Genomic DNA, 17,426 nt, shown 5'->3' on the forward strand with positions numbered 1-17,426 from the left:
CAGTTTAAATTAGCTGGTAAGTGGAAAAAAACTATGGGGTTTTTCAAACAAAAGAACCTTGATATATTCTGACAAATTTTGGGGATTTAGAGACGGCAATAATGGTCTATCAAAAAAGATTTGATATTGAGGAGATGTTCCGAGATTTTAAGTCGGGAGGCTATAGCTTAGAAGGTTCTCAATTAGCACCGCAATACCTATCAAAGCTGATAATTGTTATAGCTATCGCCTCTACAAGTGCCACACTACAAGGTAAAAAAATTAAGGATATGGGAATCCAAAAATATGTTACAAGACCAGAAAAAAGATATAAAGGTCAACGCAGACACAGCAGTTTTTATGTGGGTCAACATCTCTATTATTGGCTACAGCTACATCAAATGTTCCCAAAAAATATAGAAGAGCTAATGCAAATTAGCCGCTATCGGTTGAAGGATTACATCAAAGGACAAAGAGCGATATCGCTTGCCCTATCTACCTTCTAGCTCGCTTGTCCCCATCTCAGGAGGATTCCACTTTTGATCGAGGGCTAAATTTCTGATCACCTCCACATTGGTGGTATATTGATCCGTGGTCAGAAAACGACCTTTTTTGTAATTTTCGTCACTATAATAACGGAAAAAAGTCTGGGGTTTTTCTAGGGTAACTGCCTGACATTCACTATTGCGAAAAGTGACGGCAATATCTGGAGGGAGGGGACAGGAAGGTGCCTGATCTTGAGCCAATATTTTCCGAGAATTGAAAGTCAAATTTTCGGGCAAACTATTGGTTAATGTACTGGCTGCGATGCCTAAAACAAGACTAAAAACGAGCGCACTGGCTTTTATCTTCATCGATTAGGAGAAATTCTTCTCGATTTTATCAGACTGAACCGACTTAAAATCTTGATTTCGCCCACTGGCAACAATTCTTAACTAGGGTTTGCGGCAAAAAGTTTTTCGTGGGGTGTGGGGTGTGGGGTGTGGGGTTTTACCGATTTTGAGGGGGTCAATTACCTAATTTTCAGGGAAAAAGTCCAGGGATTTTCCCCCGATCACTCCCATATCCGGTACTTTTTGATTGACAAAAGGTCTAAAAGTGTTACCCAACAAGGTTTTCAGATTTATTCAGCCAACCTTAACTAATTTTCTCCCTGCTCACAACCCTAACCCCGATTAGCTCCCTAGCAGAAAATTTCCCGCCATTGTCTGTCAACTTTTCTCCCTAGTATGGGCAAATTGGGAAAAGAATCGTTAAGATCAAAAAAACTTAACATTAATCTTCTTGACAAAATACCCCATTTGTGCTATGAGAGACGCTATTGATATTTTGATGGAAAATTTGAGCCAGAGCATCGTCGGCAAAACCGAATCGATTCGCATTGTGCTGGTGGCTTTACTCAGTGGTGGCCACGCTCTCCTGGAAGATGTACCCGGAGTCGGCAAAACCCTGTTAGCTAAATCCTTAGCGCGTTCAATTAACGGTCGTTTCCAACGGGTACAATGCACCCCCGACCTCCTTCCTAGTGATATCACGGGAACGACGATTTGGAACCCCAACAGTCGCGAATTTGAATTTATCCCTGGCCCCGCTTTTGCTAACGTCCTGTTGGCCGATGAAATCAACCGGGCCACACCGCGCACCCAATCGGCACTTCTAGAAGTCATGGAAGAAAAACAAGTTACCATCGATGGAGAAGCGCGGCCGGTCCCCCAACCCTTCTTTGTTATCGCAACCCAAAACCCAATCGAATATCAAGGCACTTTTCCGCTTCCAGAAGCACAAATGGACCGTTTTGCCGTTTGCCTGAGTTTGGGTTATCCCAGTGCCACAGAAGAATTAAAAATGTTACAAAGACAGCATTCTCAAGAGACGGTTGAATCCCTAGAAGCTTGTATTTCCTTAGAACAGGTGGGAGAATTGCAAAGATTAGTCAGTCTGGTCAAGGTAGCTCCCACTTTACAGCAATATATCGTCGATTTAGTCCGCGCTACCCGTGATCATGAAGATATTAGTTTAGGAGTCAGTCCCCGGGGTTGTGTGGTTTTGCAAAAAGCAGTTCAAGCTTACGCTTTCTTGGAAGGTCGCGATTATGCTATCCCCGATGATGTTAAGTTTATCACTCCCTATGTCTTCTGCCATCGTCTGATTCCTAGTCACGGTCGTCAAGCTAAAGCTATCGTGGAAAGACTTCTACAATCGGTGGTGATCGAGGATCGCATCTATGCTTAAATTTCAGTTATTGATGAACGGTAAGTTACAGGATATTTCTAAATTCTGCCAAATTGGTAGAGCCGATCTATGAATTGCTAGTATTACCTTAGCTAACTAAAGGCTTGGGTAAAAAATATTTAGTGAGTCCACGGAAAATCTGCTCTCAGGAGAAAACAATGTTTTGTTCACAGTGTGGAATCAAAAGTGGACATCTCTAAAAATTATCACCCGATCACAGCTTGCTTTGATGCCGTGTACTAATTAATTAGTTCGATAGCTGATACTAAATCCTGTTTTGAAAAGGTGACAACAATCAGTCAAGCGTTTGAGAATCTTTGAGCAAATTTGATCTGCTCTTCTTTTAAGTTCGAGGTAAGAGAGGCAACAGGTTTATCCCCGATGTATCCCACAATCACCGTTTCTTCTTTTTCGGCGGTAAATTGTCCTCCTAAAACCTTTTGGGGTTGTACTAAGCAAACCGGCGTTGCTGACTTTGGGTATGAATCATTGCATCTACATTTTTTAAAACTCAGGCTCAAACTGACTTTTTGATATATGCAAAATTAGCATTCATACCTACCTTGATTAAGCAACGCCAGCAAACCTTAGCTCCTGCTTTCAAAGCTCCAAGTGTAGCTGAATAAGCAGCCGTTGAACCGCCAACGCTCAAGATGGGAAAGGATAGCTTTTCACCATCAGCAGGTCTGACAAATAAACTATCATCTAAAATGCCTTTAGTTGAGGGTGCCATTTCGGTCTCCTTTATTGGCTCAAGTGTTATTTATTGAAGTAATTTCAAGATAGATAACTGAAGACTTGGGGTGGATTAACAATCGCGTAACCCACCCAGATCATCGTCAACTATTAAGTACGGAGGAAGTAAGCAAAGGCACTTTTCCCGCCCGGAATTGCATTTGTATGACGGGTATGGCGATATTTTCCCTGATTATCAATTACCCATGCTATATGATTAGCTCGATCAGACCAACCAGCAAACATATAAACGTGATTGGGAATCGGTACACCATCCTTATCGTTACCGAACTGTCCGCCGACTGTAAAAATAATATCTCCAGGGAGAAGATTGTTTGTATCTGTTGATTTTTTCCAACCTTTCCTATCTTGTAGATAGTGAGATAAAGCCGTTGTCAACAACGAGATATTGCCATAATCGTTGTTTTCTCTGGGGATAGGATATCCTGATAATCGCAGTGCGCTAGTAACAAAAGCAACACAAGCATTGGTAGTAGTTCCATACCACCTCATAACATCAGCATAAACCTTATCATAATTGCTAGTTTTGCTGTAGAAATCGTAAAGTTTCTGAGTCACGGTGCGAGGTTCAATTATCGCACCATGTCCCACTACTATGGGAGTAATGTTTGACCAACCGGGTAGTTTTGCGTGATTAAGTCCTGCTTGCCACGTTATTAAGTCAACTTTTCCCGTTTCTTCTAGTCCTAAGTCTTTCTGGAATTTTTTAGTCATGCTGACTGTTTCTTCATCCATTTCTCCACAGATAGTTAACACAGGAAAGTAACCACAACCATTAAGAATGTTTTGCCAAGAAGCGACCGATCCCACCTGACTTGGATCGTCTTCGATCGCCGATGGTGATAAACGGATCAGACCCTTATTTTCCAGTTCTTTCAGTTGTGCCATACAACCGACTTGAGCGCTGACTGCATTAGGATCAAATACGCCGTCACCAACGTATTTTCCTTTAATGTAATGATTAGTCCCTGAGTAAATATAAGCACTTCGACATGGCGGAGTCGTGTCGCGCCCCAGACCTGTCCGATAACCCCAACCGTTGTACCCTTCAAGAAACCAAAAGACAGTGGGTAAATCCCAAGATCGTATCGCAGTCGCACCATCATATTCCAAAGCATCAATGGCAGATTCTTTCCAAGTAAAAGGCGGTTGTCCGCCTTGTGGCCTTCCAGGAGGTGCATTAACAGTGCGCGAGGTTAAGGGATCGCCATTATGTAAATGCCTGGTAAACTTAAAACTTGATTCCATACCGTGAATAACCGCGATAACAAACCAAGGAACATCAGTTTCTTGAGCTACCGATTCGTAAGTATCACGATATCTTTCAATTTGTTTGACATACCAAGCAACACCTTCTGCGTAGGCAGGGTTAATTTGGCAGTTTTGCCAAAGGGTCAAATACTCATTTTTTAGTGCTGTTGTAAGTTCCATTTTTTTCTAATTCATCTCCTAAATATCTATTTGTTTCTGACTTTTAAGAGTCTTGACTGATCGCCAATTAATACTGTGGTTGGTACATCAGGATTATCTAAGTCTGGCGAGACTGCCGAGGGAAATCGGGTTCCACTCGTTTGCCCCACAGCCCTGGAAAAAGACCGGGGAAAGCACGAGGATTAGAGTTATGACAATCGCCACGGCCCACTTAAGAGAACGATCCATTATTTTCCTCCCTCGTCTCTATAACGGCCACAGGGATTTACTCTCGTTATTGCAGTTAGGAAATCGCGCCAAGCGCAGAACAAACTGGGAAACGATCTAATTTAATTATCTCTTGCTTTGCCCACTGAGAGATGGTAGGATGGGGGGTTTGTGATTTTTCTTAATAATCCCCCTCGCCTACACCTACACGAGCTTCAAATACCCTTCAGAGCAGTCCTATCCGTAATTTGAAATAACTCCTCAATGCTCCCCCATTTCGCCCCCCTAGAGGAGAGAATTGCCACGATCAAAACCTCTAGCGGGGGAATAACAACGACTAGCAATTAAACCCAAAACTAACCACCAGAGGGTACTAACTTGGGGACGATACCAAACTGTATCAAAGAAACCGTGGGCAAGAATTCCAGCCATAGCGGCAATTGCCCCGATTAACCAAAAGCCTTGACTGTCCATTTTATCGCGCAAAAGTTTAATTTGATGGATGCCTTGGCCGATAGTTGTGACTAATAACCAGAGGAAACAGGTAAAACCAATAATTCCCGTTTCTACCATGATTTCTAATAGCACAGAATAGGCACTTAAAGCCGTGTATTTTGGCTTCATGAATAGGGGGTAAATTTTCTTAAAAGCATCATTACCCGGTCCGATGCCCAAAAGCGGATAAGTTTGAATCATGCGGATAACTGCATCCCAAACATTAATCCGAAAGTTATTACTACTATCTTCCCGGCCAGCGAAAATACTCATCACCCGAATTCGCAGCGGATCCACCAATAAAATCGCCCCTAAAATCACCACGGCTAAACCCCCTAAAACTAAGGGTAAAAGCCATATTTGCCAAAATAACGGTAGATAATTTTTGAACCAATAAAATAATAGCAATAAGAAGACGATTCCTAAGACCATCAAACCAATCCAACCGCCACGACTCTCGGTAAAAAATAAACAAGCGGCATTGGCTAAAGTTAATAAAGCCGCTAAAATTTTCGGTAGCCATCCCTGCCACACAAATAATGCAGCACCGCTAAAAGCAATACCAGGGAATAAATAACTAGCTAATAAATTAGGATTACCGAGATAACTATAAACCCTAGTATCCCCCGCTAATTCTGAAGTGGGATCGTTCCAAGTTGCTAACTGTTCCGCACCAAAAATTTGCTGACGAATGCCGTAAACGCTGACTGCTAAAGCGGTTAAAACTAAAGTAGTCAGAATCCAATTTGTTAGGCGTGGTGATCGCATGATTCGGGCGGTAAAGGCAAAAAAGATGAGATTGAGAGTTAATTTAATTAATCCTTCCAAAGCTGCGGTTTTAACAGGAGAAAAAGCCGTGGAAACCGTGGCAATTCCCCAGTATAAAAGCACTAAAATGTGAATCGGTGTCACCCCGATTTTGCCTTCATCCACAAGGGTTAAGAGTAGCCAATAACCCGCTATTGCTAACAATAAAAACCCGATTTGACTGGTGGAGAAAAACGGCGCAGTGGCGATAAGAAGAGAGATTAACAGCGCACCCATCAGTTCTGTCCACTCCACAAACCGGCTACCCTGTCGCCATTGACTAAAAAGGCCGACGAAACGATGCAGATAGCTATATTTTGACCAAGAAGCGGGGGAAAAGTTCAGTAGGGTGATTTGTTTCCAAAAAGCATTCATAGGGTTTTTAGTTGCGGTTGTCACCATCACACTTTGATTAAGATACCGATTGTATCTTAATTGTTGACTCTTGGGAGCGAAAAGAGTTTCAGTCTGGTGTCTTAGGGCAGCTTCACACAGTTAAAACCTAATAGTATAACCAGTCTAAACATGGGGTGAACGTACAGCTTGACCTAAACGAGTTAAGCCTGGGGAACAGTCAAAACGATCAAGATGTACTTCAATAAATGATAGGCGATCGATGTTACCCTGGGCAATCGATAAAGCCTTTTCTAATTCCCCTTCTGTCCTGACTTGACAACTCCAACTTTCCCCGTTAAATACTGCCGGTAATTGGTGATATTTCCACGGTTGTAGATCATTATAAATATTATCCTGAATTACCCGCTCGATCGTGTAACCGTCGTTATTAATTAAAAAGATAATTGGATTGAGATGGTGACGGATAATTGTCGAAAGTTCTTGGGCAGTCATTTGAAAAGCACCATCCCCCACAAAGACGATAGGACGAGTATTGGGTGCGGCAAAAGCTACTCCTAAACAGGCGGGTATTGAATAACCAATAGAGAGATAAAATGCTTGACCAATAAAGTCGGTTTTTTGAGGCATCAATAAATCAATCGTGGCAATAATTGCGTCCCCTGTATCGGAAATAACAAAAGATTCTTGAGCGATAAAATGATTCATTCGCTCATAAAAACGAGCATTAGTTAATTTTTGCTCTGGCACGGCAATGAATTCTAAATCCTTCAATTCGGCTGCGGGTTTAATCTCTAGTGTAGCCGCTTCTTTGTGACTTAGTTTATCAATTAAACCATCGATAAAATCCCCTAAGAATACTGGTTGGTAAAAGTGATGTTTAATTTTTACTTTCTCGGAATTGGCATTAATCAAATTATTGGGATTTAAATTAGCCGTAAATCCCCCTAAATTCATATCGGACATAATCGCTCCTAAACAGAGGACACAATCGGCATTTTCCACCCGTTGACTAACGTATTCGCGACTTAATGCTCCCACATAAGTGCCGATAAATTGCGGCTGCATTTCCGAAATTGACGACTTACCTAAAATAGTGGTAGCTAAGGGATAACCCGTTACTTCTAAAAGTTTCAGCAACTTATCTTGGAGTTTAAACCGATGAAATTCTACCCCCGCTAAAATAATTGGTTTTTCCGCTTTTTCTAATAAAAAAACCGCTTCTTCAATGGCTTCTTCTAAAGCGGCGGTATCCGTGAGATTATCGGTTAAATAAATTGGATTTTCTGAGGGGATACAGGGACGATAGACCAGATCCCGGGGAATTTCGATATACACGGGACGTTTGTGATGCAAACAAGCGGCTAAAGTTTGATCGATTTGACTAGCTGCTTGGGCGGAATTAGTGAGAATAACCGAGGCAACCGTGGCTTTTTCCATGATGGAAAATTGCAGATTATAATCGCCCGTGGTGTGGTGTAATAATAAATTATCCCGGCGAATCGAGCGATCGGAAGCTCCACTAATCACCACCAGGGGAACTCTTTCAGCGTAAGCACCGACCACAGCATTAACGAGGCTAAACCCCCCGACTCCGTAGGTGACACAGACAGCACCCATACCTTTAACTCGCGCGTAGGCATCGGCGGCATAACCTGCGTTAAGCTCATTACAGGTGCAAACTAATTCGATCGGACTTTCCACCAAAACATCCATCAAATCGAGGACATAATCCCCCGGCACCCCAAAAATATGATTAACCCCTAAACTATGGAGACACTGGAATAAATATTCGCCGATGGTGATCATAGCAATTTTCTCGCAAAGATGAGCAGGGTGTCGGTGCGGAATTTTCCTTACTCACTTTCAGCCAAAATGCCGACCGCTCTTGCTAGGAAAAGACCGACTAACTTACATATCATATTTACTAATGATAGCAACTCCCAGATCTACATCTAGAGTACCTTGAGCGCCACCTCCGGGGATTAAACCGCAGAAATCTCGCAAATAACGCTCGTAATGGTTAGTTTTCAGTTGTCCTGCCCCTCCTAACAAACGTTGGGCAATCAAAACTAATTCGATAGCACTGTCGGTAGCATAGGATTTAGCTAAGCTAGTAATCGGTTCCCAGAGAGGATCTACCTGACCAGAGGCCTCAGCTTCTAGGGATTGATAGACGATCGAGCGACTGGTTTCTAGCAGTTTATACATTTTACCGATCTCTGCCTGTACCGATTGCATAGCGGTTAAGGGTCGATTGTAACGGATGGAATGACTGAGACTTTTGACACAATCTTCCAAAATTGCCTCCATTCTGCCCAAAACGGGACTAACCAAGATAGAACGACGGGCGTTTAAAAATTCCTGCACATGACTTAACCCATCGGCCGCCACCATCACCGAGTCATGGGGAAGAAAAACATCATGAAAATGTACCGTTGAGATGCCAGCAGCGCGCCATCCTGCCATGGGTAAGGGAACAATTTCCACTCCGGGGAATTCTTTTTCCACCAAAAAAACCTTAAGATCGTCAAAACTATCCGTTTTATGACGGGCATAGGTCATAAACGTATCAGCATTGTAACCGCCAGTGGTGAAAAGTTTTTTGCCAGAAAGGATATATCCGCCTTGGGTTTCTCTGACGCAGGTGTTAAAGGAAAAAGGATCCGCACCGTCGGTATAGGCAAAAGCGGGTGCTCTTTTCCCCGCGATCATCGGTTTCAGGTAACGTTCGATCAAGTCCTGTCGTTTTGACTTGTAGATCATTCTCATCACCGAACCGCGCAGAGAAATCACGAAGGGAAAGGATAGATCTTGACAGAGATAACCGACTCGATCGAGCATCATTCCCCAGGATAGCTGATCAGCCCCTCCACCTCCTAATTCTTGAGTCACAGGATAGGGAGTCATCCCTAAACGACAAGCTTCGGCAAAAATCTCTTCTGGTATACAAGTACCATTGGCATCCCGTTCTAAAACTCCGGGGTTAATGCGTTTGCGAATAAAATTGCCAAAACGACTATCGACTTCTGCTGCTATTTTTTTGGCTAGGGTACGATTCATGATGTTTTTATCAACCTCTTGTCTCAATTTTTTCCGGATAAGGATTTTTTTGTCCCTATATACTTAGCAGGGCAATCGCACTTATTTTGTATAAATTGTACTTGACAAACAGACAGTTTAAGCGGTGGAGACCAGGGGCTAGACATGGCCGCTTGAATCGAGGACAGTATCTAGGGCTGGCTGAATAAATCTAAAAACCTTGTTGGGTAAGACTTTTAGACTTTTTGGAAATCAAAAAGTACGGCTCTTCGGTAATTGTTATGCAAATAATTAACTTAAAATAAAATTTGATCAGAGAGCCTATGCCCAAAAATAACTGAAACCCATACAGGGAAAGATTTTAGGCACAAACAGGTTAATGCCAAAAGATAGACAATTGAGTTAAGATTTGATATAATAGCCAAAAACCAGAGTATTTTACTTAGGGTTTGCTGAATAATGGTAAAACCTTTTTAAAATAAGGCTTTTGACCTGTTAAAATCCAATGTTCATGCTGCGAAAATCGGATTGGTATCCTCAAAAACCTTGCATTATCCTTGCCATAGTACATAACCTAGTACGAAAGAGAGGGCAACAAAGCCTGAAACTCCTGACTCCCGACTCCTGACTCCTGACTCCTAACTCCACCAACAAACTTTTTCAGCAAACCCTACTTATGATACTTGACAAATTTTTGAACCTAGAAGGAACCTCTATTCAAGGCTATCGACACCTAGAAAATATCGTTATAGTTTTCCGAATCGAAAAATAAAAAAGCAACGGCAGAAGCGCAGAAAAATAAAAAACAGAAAGGGGAAAAAGAAGCAAAGCTAGAAGTTTTAAAGCGAAGTAAATATAGCCTGTTAAAAAATGAAAAAGATTTAACGGAACCCCAAAAACTCAAACTAGAAGCTATCAAAGAAAATTTTCCAAATTTGAAAGAGATGCAGGAATTAAAGGAAGAATTCAGAAGGATTTACGAAACCTCAAAGAATCCGACAGAGGGAATGCTATCTATCTCGGAATGGTTGGCAAAATCCTCCATTGTTTTTACCAAGAGTTGTCAAACAATCCGAAACTGTTTTGGAGAAATAATTAGTTATTTCGAGCGAAGGACAACGAATGGGGTGGTCGAGGGAATCAACAATAAACTGAAACTAATAAAACGGAGAGGCTATGGCTTTAGAAACGGAATTTTTGGGTTAGAAGTATGTTATCTAGGCATCTTGTCTGTTGATTTAGCATAAAGAGTAACGAAGAGCCATCTTTTTGCCGCAAACCCTACTCAGCGATCGGTACTCAATTGACCGATCGCTGTTTTTGGCGAGATTTTAGATGATTACTGGTCAAATTGTTCGATCGCCGTGGCGTAACTCTCTTCCACCCCCGTGCCGTAACCTAGTAAGCGATGGATAAAAACTACTCGGTGCTGCCAAAGATAGACTTTCGTGTCCACAACTCCTTCATCAAGGAGAAAATAGGGTTTGTGCAGTTCGATATCTATTTCTTGTAGGGGATTACTGAAACCCACTTTCAGAGCTGGTTGTTTGCTACCTTGGCCAAGAACCAGTTTTTCCCGACTAGCATTAATGTAGGCTGCCGCTTCCATAAAAGCCCATTGATCGGCAAAATCAAGAGCATAGCGGTGCAATTGGAAGGGATAACGACCTTCTGCGATTAATTCACCCTGTTTTTGTTCTTCAATTTGTTTAGTTAATTTTTGGACTGGACGTTCAAATTTTTTCGAGATTTCTTCTTCCGAGAATAAATTTATCAGTTCCTCTGGCAATCGCCCTGGTTTTGCTCCTAAACTCACTTGATCGGTGATTGTTACTGGACGTAAACTGATTTTTACCTGTGCCACTTCTTGATTATCAGCCAAGATACTAGAGGGCATTTCTAATAATACTCCCCCCTTAATGCAACTGGCACGGGTGACGAGTTGAATCGTTTCGCAATCGTGAAAAGTGACATTTTTGATGTAGCGCAGATGGGCCATGGCAACTACCATACTGGTTTGGTAGTTTTCCACTAACTTTTGAATACTCATCAAGTGATCGCGCAACCATCCCGCCCAACCATTTAATCCTAAGCGCAAAAGTTCTCGCTGGTGCATCTGCAAGGGAGTGAATAAAGTCGGACAGGCGGCGAGAGTAAGTTCACTGGTTCTCGGTGGGGATGAAGTGGGAGTAGTTGCGGCAACTGTACTAACCATTTTGTCGTCCTCGGCTAAAGATTTTGTGGCAATAAAATAAGACTAGGGAAGTAAGTAGATAAACCTGCCCGACGAAACAGTTAATCTTCCCTGTTGATAGTTAAAGCTGGGAATTATTTAATATTTTTAATTAACCACCAGCAATTGCCGTTAAAATTTGCAAGCGATCATTTTCTTGAATACTGCGGTCTAATTCATTCGAGAAAAGCTGTTCCCCATTTAAAAAAAGTCGATGAACTTTGCGAACTTCGCCATTCGCATCGTAGAGAGAAGCCGTTAAAGAGGGATATTTTTCCGTGAGAGTCCGTAAAGCTTTGGAGATGGTTTCCGCTTCTAGGGAAACTTCTTTTTGGTAGTCCACAAATCGTAGGAGAGTTCCAGAAAATGCAATGTTTAAGGTGGTCATTGTGGTGTTCCTCTTGTCTTACTGATCAGGAATACAAGCTTTTTGAGATTTATTCCGTGAAAATTGATTTGCCAATTTAGACCTGAATTGGCAATTATCTTCATCTTGTGTCATGATACTGCCCTCTCCCTTATTACCTCCATTATGTATACATTTCTTAACAAAAAGATAGAAAACTTAAAAGAGTCCGAAACGATTGATAGGTATAGTTTTGAAAAAAGTAATGGCTCTACCGAACCTGTCATGTAAAACTATCAATAACTCATGCTTGTAAAGTTTGTACACTAAGGCTTTGAGTTTTTGTTAGATTGATATTTATCAACTTTAGAGCCTTGCTGTGCAGAGAGGGAGCTTGAGGAATTTTCTACAGTGTAAGTTCGGAAGAACCAAAGTAATCTACTGAGGAGTCATCAAAAAAAGGGAAAATGGGCAGCCCAAGGATTATTTCTGTCGAAAACTTATCCAGCCAGTTTTGTCCATCGGAGCTTACTTGAGCCAGCAATTCTCATTTTAAGGTTTCATGACATTAAAACCCTTGCACCTAGAGGGGTTAATAATTCTTAACGAATCTCTAGATCGCTGAAACAACGCAAAATCCTTTCAAAATGAGAATCGCTGTACTTGAGCTTTTTTTAAGCTTTGCCTCCCCCTACAGTACGATGCAATCTTTTAAAAAAACTTAACTTGACGCTGGGCATAAATGCGCTTAGACTGAGCAGAAAAGTTAGTCATCTGTCTTTGGGAGTAGCCCCGCTAATGCTTCCGCAAAAGTTCTGCTGCTAATCAACTGATATAGTACAAATTCAAAGCCCAAAATGATCAAAAAATTAACGGTTTCTACCATCGCTTTACTAGGGGCATTTGTCGCTACCTCCCCAGCGCAAGCGGCTTTAGTTCAAAACGTATCTCTTTTAGACTTGGTTAATAGCGGCACCGTTGCTGGTTCCACGGGAACCCTAACTAGAACGGCGACGGGAATTGCCAGTACCGTGTCCACTAGCAATTTATCCCCTGGGGCTGCCTATACAATGTGGTGGGTTATCTTCAATAACCCTGAGTTTTGCGTCGGGGGTTGTGGTGAAGACGACTTCTCCAATCCTACCGTCAATGCTTCGGCATTTTTTGCCGATGGAGAAGTAATTGGTTTAAATGGACTGGGTAATTTCTCTGCTCAAGTCGGTATCGGTCAACTGCCTAATCCTAATCAAGTGTTGTTTGGTAATGGGTTATTCAATCCCTTGACAGCAGAAGTGTGGAACGTAGTTCGCGACCACGGGCCAGCTAGTAGCGACTCCGCACTGTTACAAGCACAGTTAACCACCTTTAATGGTGGCTGTACCCTTACCCCAGGGGATGGTCTTTTCCCCTGTCGTGATGAGCAGTTAGCGGTTTTTTCAACCCCTGTTCCTGAACCTTCCGTTTCTGTGGGGTTAGTTGTCTTGGGAACCCTGGGAATTTTATGGAGAGTCCAAAGACCCAAAAACTAAGCTGGCCTGAATTGAAATTATCTGAGGGATAATCCTTCTCTTGGTCTGTTTTTCCCCGCTTTCCGCCCATTTATTCCCATTTGCCGGTTATGTACAAAAAAATACTCTCTTTAACCCTTTTTCCTTTAGGGATTGCTTCCACTGCCTTGCTGCCAGTGTCATCTGCTCAAGCGGTCACGGTGGCTAGTGGTTGGATTGGTGCCGCCACTCAAGGTGTTAGAAATCAACCCCAGGGACCAACGGTAGCTTCTCGGCTCTATGGCATCCTTGGCACTGCTATGTACGATGCTTGGTCAGCCTACGAAGCTACCCCCATTAGTACCGTTCTAGGAGATACTTTACAACGTCCTACGAGCGAAAATACTCAAGCCAATAAACAGGAAGCGATTAGTTTTGCCGCCTATCGGGTGTTAACGGAACTGCTACCCACACAAACGGCTAATTTGACTGCTCGGATGAATAGTCTTGGTTACAACCCCAACAATACCAGCACCGATACCACTACGGCAGCGGGAATCGGTAACACCATCGCCGCCACACTGATGAATGCCCGTCGTAATGACGGTTCCAATCAGTTAAACAACTACGTTGATACCATCGGTTACAGCACCCCCAACACTCCCACTCAAGTGGTCAATATCGAACTCTGGACTCCGGAGAGTGTTCCCATCGATTCTGGTTCAGCACTACAGAGATATCTCACCCCCCACTGGGGAACGGTGCAATCCTTCTCTTTAACCGATAATGCTCAATACCGTCCCCCTGAAATCATCCGTTTTCTGTTAGATCCCAACGCTTCGGCGGATTTACAGGCGGGAACGATCACCCGGGCTAATGGTACAGTGGTTCCTATTAGTGCTGCTTTAGTGGGAGTAGATATCAATCCCGCTTTCATCCAGCAAGCGGTTGATGTGGTGGCATTCAGTGCCAATCTCACCGACGAACAGAAACTAATTGCTGAATTTTGGGAAGATGGCCCTGGAACCCCCTTCCCTCCGGGTACATGGATGGAGTTCGGGCAAGATATCTCGCAGCGGGATAATAATACTCTTGACGAAGATGTGCAGTTATTCTTCGCCCTCGGTAATGCGGTTATGGACGCGGGGATTGCCACCTGGGAAGCGAAACTATCCTATAATTCTGCCCGTCCCGTGCGCGTGATTCGCGAGTTAGGTCGCTTGGGTTTAATCGGGACTGACAGTAACGGCGATGGAGTCTTTGAAATTAACGCTTGGGGCGGCCCCGGTTTAGGCACAATCACTATTCCCGCTACCCAATTTCTCACCTACCAGAATCCCTTTGGAGCGCCTTCGCCACCCTTTGCCGAATATACCTCTGGCCATAGTGCCTTTAGTGCCGCTGGGGCGGAAATCCTGCGTCTTTTCACTGGTAGCGATGACTTTGGTGGTTCTGTCACCTTTGCCCCCGGTACTTCAGCTTTTGAACCGGACATCACTCCGGGTAGTTCGGTAACTCTCTTTTGGGATACTTTCTCAGAAGCGGCGGATGAAGCCGGTATTTCCCGTCGCTATGGCGGTATTCACTTCCTCGACGGCGATATTCAAGGCAGAATTTTAGGTCGCAGGGTGGGGGGCAGTGTTTGGAACCGCTCTCAATTCTTTATCAACGGTGGCGTTACTACTCCAGAAGCGGATAATGTTCTCGCCCTCTTGACCCTAGGCGGTATTTTCTCCCTAACACGCCTGATAAAAGCAAAATTAAATAAAAATTAGACCTTTTGCTAAATTTCCTAGAGACGTTGCCCCCAACGTCTCTATTTTACTTTCTCCCTAACTGCCCATCCCACAAGCCGAAAATAGGGAGATTAGCTCCGATCGCTTGTTATACTTGTCTAGGATAGAAATTACCGCTCCTCACCCCTGACTGTTAATGATTTTTACTGAATTAGTTTTGCAAAATTTCGGACCCTACGCTGGTCGTCAAGTGATTAATTTACGTCCTGAAAAAGATAACAATCCCTGTCCGATTATCCTTTTGGGAGGCATGAATGGCGGCGGCAAAACTACTTTAATGGATGCGATTCGTTTGGCTTTGTATGGTGCGCGGGCAAAGTGTTCTACTCGCAATAATTTAAGTTATGCCGAGTTTCTCAGTCAAGCAGTTAATAATCAAGCTTCCCTCATCGATCAGGCTAGAATTGAACTGGCTTTTGAACATCTGGTTAATGAACAATGGCGACAATATCGTATCGTTAGATACTGGACAAAACAGCCCAAAGATGGTAAGGATACTCTCGGTATTTTAGATGAAGATTGGCCCGATCCTGCCTTAGCTAATACTTGGGATGAATATATTGAAACTTTATTACCTTTGGGTATTTCTAACCTGTTTTTATTTGATGGGGAACAGGTAAAAGAATTGGCAGAACAGGATGTACCTCCTGACAGCGTTAAGGATTCGATGCAGACTTTATTAGGGTTAGAATTAGCGGAAAGATTAGCCGTTGATCTCGATATTTTAGCTAGTCGTAAGCGCCGGTTATTAGCAGCAGAAAATGAACTGGCAACTATTGAAGCTATTGAGAAAAAATTAGCCCAGTACCAAGAGGATTTAGAATTGGCTAGGCAAGAGATGGAAACTCAACAAAAAAATTTAGATTTGGTTAGAAATGATTTTGATGCAGTCTCGGATAAATTTCGCATTGATGGCGGAAAAATTGCCGCCGAAAGAAGTCAATTAGAGAGCAGAAAAAAGGAGGTAGATAAAAAGTTAGATAAACAGAGAGAATATTTAGGTCAATTGGCGGGGGAATTATTACCATTAAAGTTAATTTTTCCTCTCCTAGAAGCTGCTAAAATTCAGGGAGAAAAAGAGCTAAAATTTCAATCTGCTCAAGTCGCTCAATCGGTTTTAGAATCTAGAGATAAAAAGTTACTTGCTTATTTAAAACAACTAAGTTTAACTTTAGAACAATTAGAGAATATTAGGGAGTTTTTAGAGCAAGAAAATAAGTTTTTAGCTGAGGATAACGATTCTTTGGTTACTTCTTACTTAGATTTAGACGAGGAGGCGATCGAGTTATTAAATCGAGTCTTAACCCATCAATTACCGGCACAAATTAACCTCGCTCATCAAGCAATAGAACAATTAAAAAATCTGGAAACTGACTTAGATAATTTAGAGCGAGAATTAGCAGTAGCAGCCTCTCCCGAAGAATACGAAACCCTGAGTAATAACTTAAAAACTGCTCAAAAAAAGTATCTAAATGCTCAAGGGGAATACGAGCAAAGCCACAAAAATTATGAGGAAATCAAAAAGAAAATTGAGAAAACTAAAAAAGAATTATTTGCCTATAGTGAGAAAGCTTTAGAATCGCAAAGTAACGAACATATCGTTAATGCTATTGTCAAAGCACAGCAAACTTTAAAAGTATTTAAAGAACGCTTAACTTTAAAAAAATTAAATAGATTAGAGGGAGAAGTGGCGGAATGTTTTCGTTATTTATTGCATAAGTCCGATCTAGTTCAGAAAATAGCGATCGATGCTGATACTTTTGGTCTATCTCTCTTTGGTCCCGATGGACAAAATGTTCCTAAACACCGTCTTTCTGCCGGAGAAAAACAACTATTAGCGATCGCTTTTTTGTGGGGATTAGCGCGAGTTTCCGGACGAGATTTACCCATCGCTATCGATACACCCCTGGGACGTTTAGATTCTTCCCATCGCCATAATTTAGTTGAACGTTACTTTCCCGCTGCTTCCTCTCAAGTCATCCTCCTTTCTACCGATACAGAAATTGGACAAAATGAGCTACTCTTATTAGAAGAACAGGAAGTAATCGCCAGAAAATACCTGCTAGAATACAATTCCCAACAACGTCAAACCACTATTCACCCCGACCGCTACTTTTGGTAAAATTATGACTGAGATAAATTCCCCAAAAATCCTCCCCCGATTAACTTGAGACATCGGGTATTACTTTCGATTTTATCAGTCAATCCAAGCTTTTGGGGGGATCAGCACCCCCCTTATCAAGGGGAGATTAAGGGGGGTG

General features: G+C 42.5%; 13 protein-coding genes and 2 pseudogenes. 6 read left to right on the plus strand and 9 right to left on the minus strand.

The features are described from left to right. The first annotated feature begins 101 nt into the window (after positions 1–101). Positions 102–485 carry a hypothetical protein gene (locus tag H6G40_RS23340; RefSeq protein ID WP_242028764.1) on the plus strand — a complete coding sequence of 128 codons (384 nt, stop codon included), beginning with the start codon at positions 102–104 and terminating at the stop codon, positions 483–485. A gap of 6 nt (positions 486–491) precedes the next feature. Here the strand turns inward: H6G40_RS23340 and H6G40_RS14695 are convergent. After that, positions 492–833 (minus strand): annotated as a pseudogene (locus tag H6G40_RS14695) (hypothetical protein); the annotation flags it as partial. Between the two features lie 454 nt (positions 834–1,287). On the opposite strand from H6G40_RS14695, the gene H6G40_RS14700 reads away from it, so the two are divergent. Beyond that, positions 1,288–2,211, plus strand: a complete 924-nt coding sequence (locus H6G40_RS14700) for an AAA family ATPase (RefSeq protein WP_190537874.1) — start codon at positions 1,288–1,290, stop codon at positions 2,209–2,211. A gap of 517 nt (positions 2,212–2,728) precedes the next feature. On the opposite strand, the gene H6G40_RS14705 is transcribed toward H6G40_RS14700, so the two are convergent. From H6G40_RS14705 to H6G40_RS14725, 6 genes are all read right to left on the minus strand, one after another. After that, complete coding sequence (locus tag H6G40_RS14705; RefSeq protein ID WP_190537876.1) at positions 2,729–2,944, minus strand: hypothetical protein; 216 nt, start codon at positions 2,942–2,944, stop codon at positions 2,729–2,731. A 113-nt stretch (positions 2,945–3,057) separates the two neighbouring features. Continuing rightward, a complete protein-coding gene (locus H6G40_RS22865) occupies positions 3,058–4,398 on the minus strand; it encodes a peptidoglycan-binding protein (protein ID WP_199309430.1) in 1,341 nt (446 codons plus the stop codon). Between the two features lie 93 nt (positions 4,399–4,491). Continuing rightward, the gene (locus tag H6G40_RS23730) at positions 4,492–4,626 is read right to left on the minus strand and encodes a hypothetical protein (protein WP_277927695.1); all 135 of its coding nucleotides are present in this window, start codon (positions 4,624–4,626) and stop codon (positions 4,492–4,494) included. 264 nt (positions 4,627–4,890) lie between these two features. After that, positions 4,891–6,282 (minus strand): IctB family putative bicarbonate transporter, encoded by a 1,392-nt coding sequence (locus tag H6G40_RS14715; protein ID WP_190537877.1) that lies wholly within the window; start codon positions 6,280–6,282, stop codon positions 4,891–4,893. 144 nt (positions 6,283–6,426) lie between these two features. Continuing rightward, positions 6,427–8,070 (minus strand): alpha-keto acid decarboxylase family protein, encoded by a 1,644-nt coding sequence (locus tag H6G40_RS14720; protein ID WP_069474856.1) that lies wholly within the window; start codon positions 8,068–8,070, stop codon positions 6,427–6,429. Between the two features lie 102 nt (positions 8,071–8,172). Beyond that, on the minus strand, positions 8,173–9,324 hold the full coding sequence (locus H6G40_RS14725) for an acyl-CoA dehydrogenase family protein (protein WP_002739551.1): 1,152 nt from the start codon (positions 9,322–9,324) through the stop codon (positions 8,173–8,175). 758 nt (positions 9,325–10,082) lie between these two features. Here H6G40_RS14725 and H6G40_RS14730 point away from each other — a divergent pair. Further along, positions 10,083–10,540: pseudogene (locus tag H6G40_RS14730) on the plus strand (ISL3 family transposase); the annotation flags it as partial. A 102-nt stretch (positions 10,541–10,642) separates the two neighbouring features. On the opposite strand, the gene H6G40_RS14735 reads toward H6G40_RS14730, so the two are convergent. Both H6G40_RS14735 and H6G40_RS14740 read right to left on the minus strand, forming a co-directional pair. Continuing rightward, positions 10,643–11,518, minus strand: coding sequence for a hypothetical protein (locus H6G40_RS14735; RefSeq protein WP_069474857.1), 876 nt, complete (start codon positions 11,516–11,518; stop codon positions 10,643–10,645). 130 nt (positions 11,519–11,648) lie between these two features. Further along, positions 11,649–11,924, minus strand: coding sequence for a MoaD/ThiS family protein (locus H6G40_RS14740; RefSeq protein WP_002740056.1), 276 nt, complete (start codon positions 11,922–11,924; stop codon positions 11,649–11,651). 815 nt (positions 11,925–12,739) lie between these two features. On the opposite strand from H6G40_RS14740, the gene H6G40_RS14745 reads away from it, so the two are divergent. The 3 genes from H6G40_RS14745 to dndD all read left to right on the plus strand — a co-directional run bounded on the left by H6G40_RS14745 (position 12,740) and on the right by dndD (position 17,287). Continuing rightward, entirely contained in the window at positions 12,740–13,411 is a 672-nt protein-coding gene (locus tag H6G40_RS14745) for a hypothetical protein (protein ID WP_123231340.1), read from the plus strand. Between the two features lie 89 nt (positions 13,412–13,500). Beyond that, positions 13,501–15,144, plus strand: coding sequence for a vanadium-dependent haloperoxidase (locus H6G40_RS14750; protein ID WP_190537879.1), 1,644 nt, complete (start codon positions 13,501–13,503; stop codon positions 15,142–15,144). Between the two features lie 157 nt (positions 15,145–15,301). Next, positions 15,302–17,287: a DNA sulfur modification protein DndD gene (dndD, locus tag H6G40_RS14755; protein WP_002740195.1), complete on the plus strand. Its 1,986-nt coding sequence runs from the start codon at positions 15,302–15,304 to the stop codon at positions 17,285–17,287. The last annotated feature ends 139 nt before the right edge of the window (positions 17,288–17,426 follow it).

Origin of the sequence: Microcystis viridis FACHB-1342, from assembly GCF_014698335.1 — a bacterium.
In the GTDB taxonomy this organism is placed as follows: Bacteria; Cyanobacteriota; Cyanobacteriia; order Cyanobacteriales; family Microcystaceae; genus Microcystis; species Microcystis ichthyoblabe_A.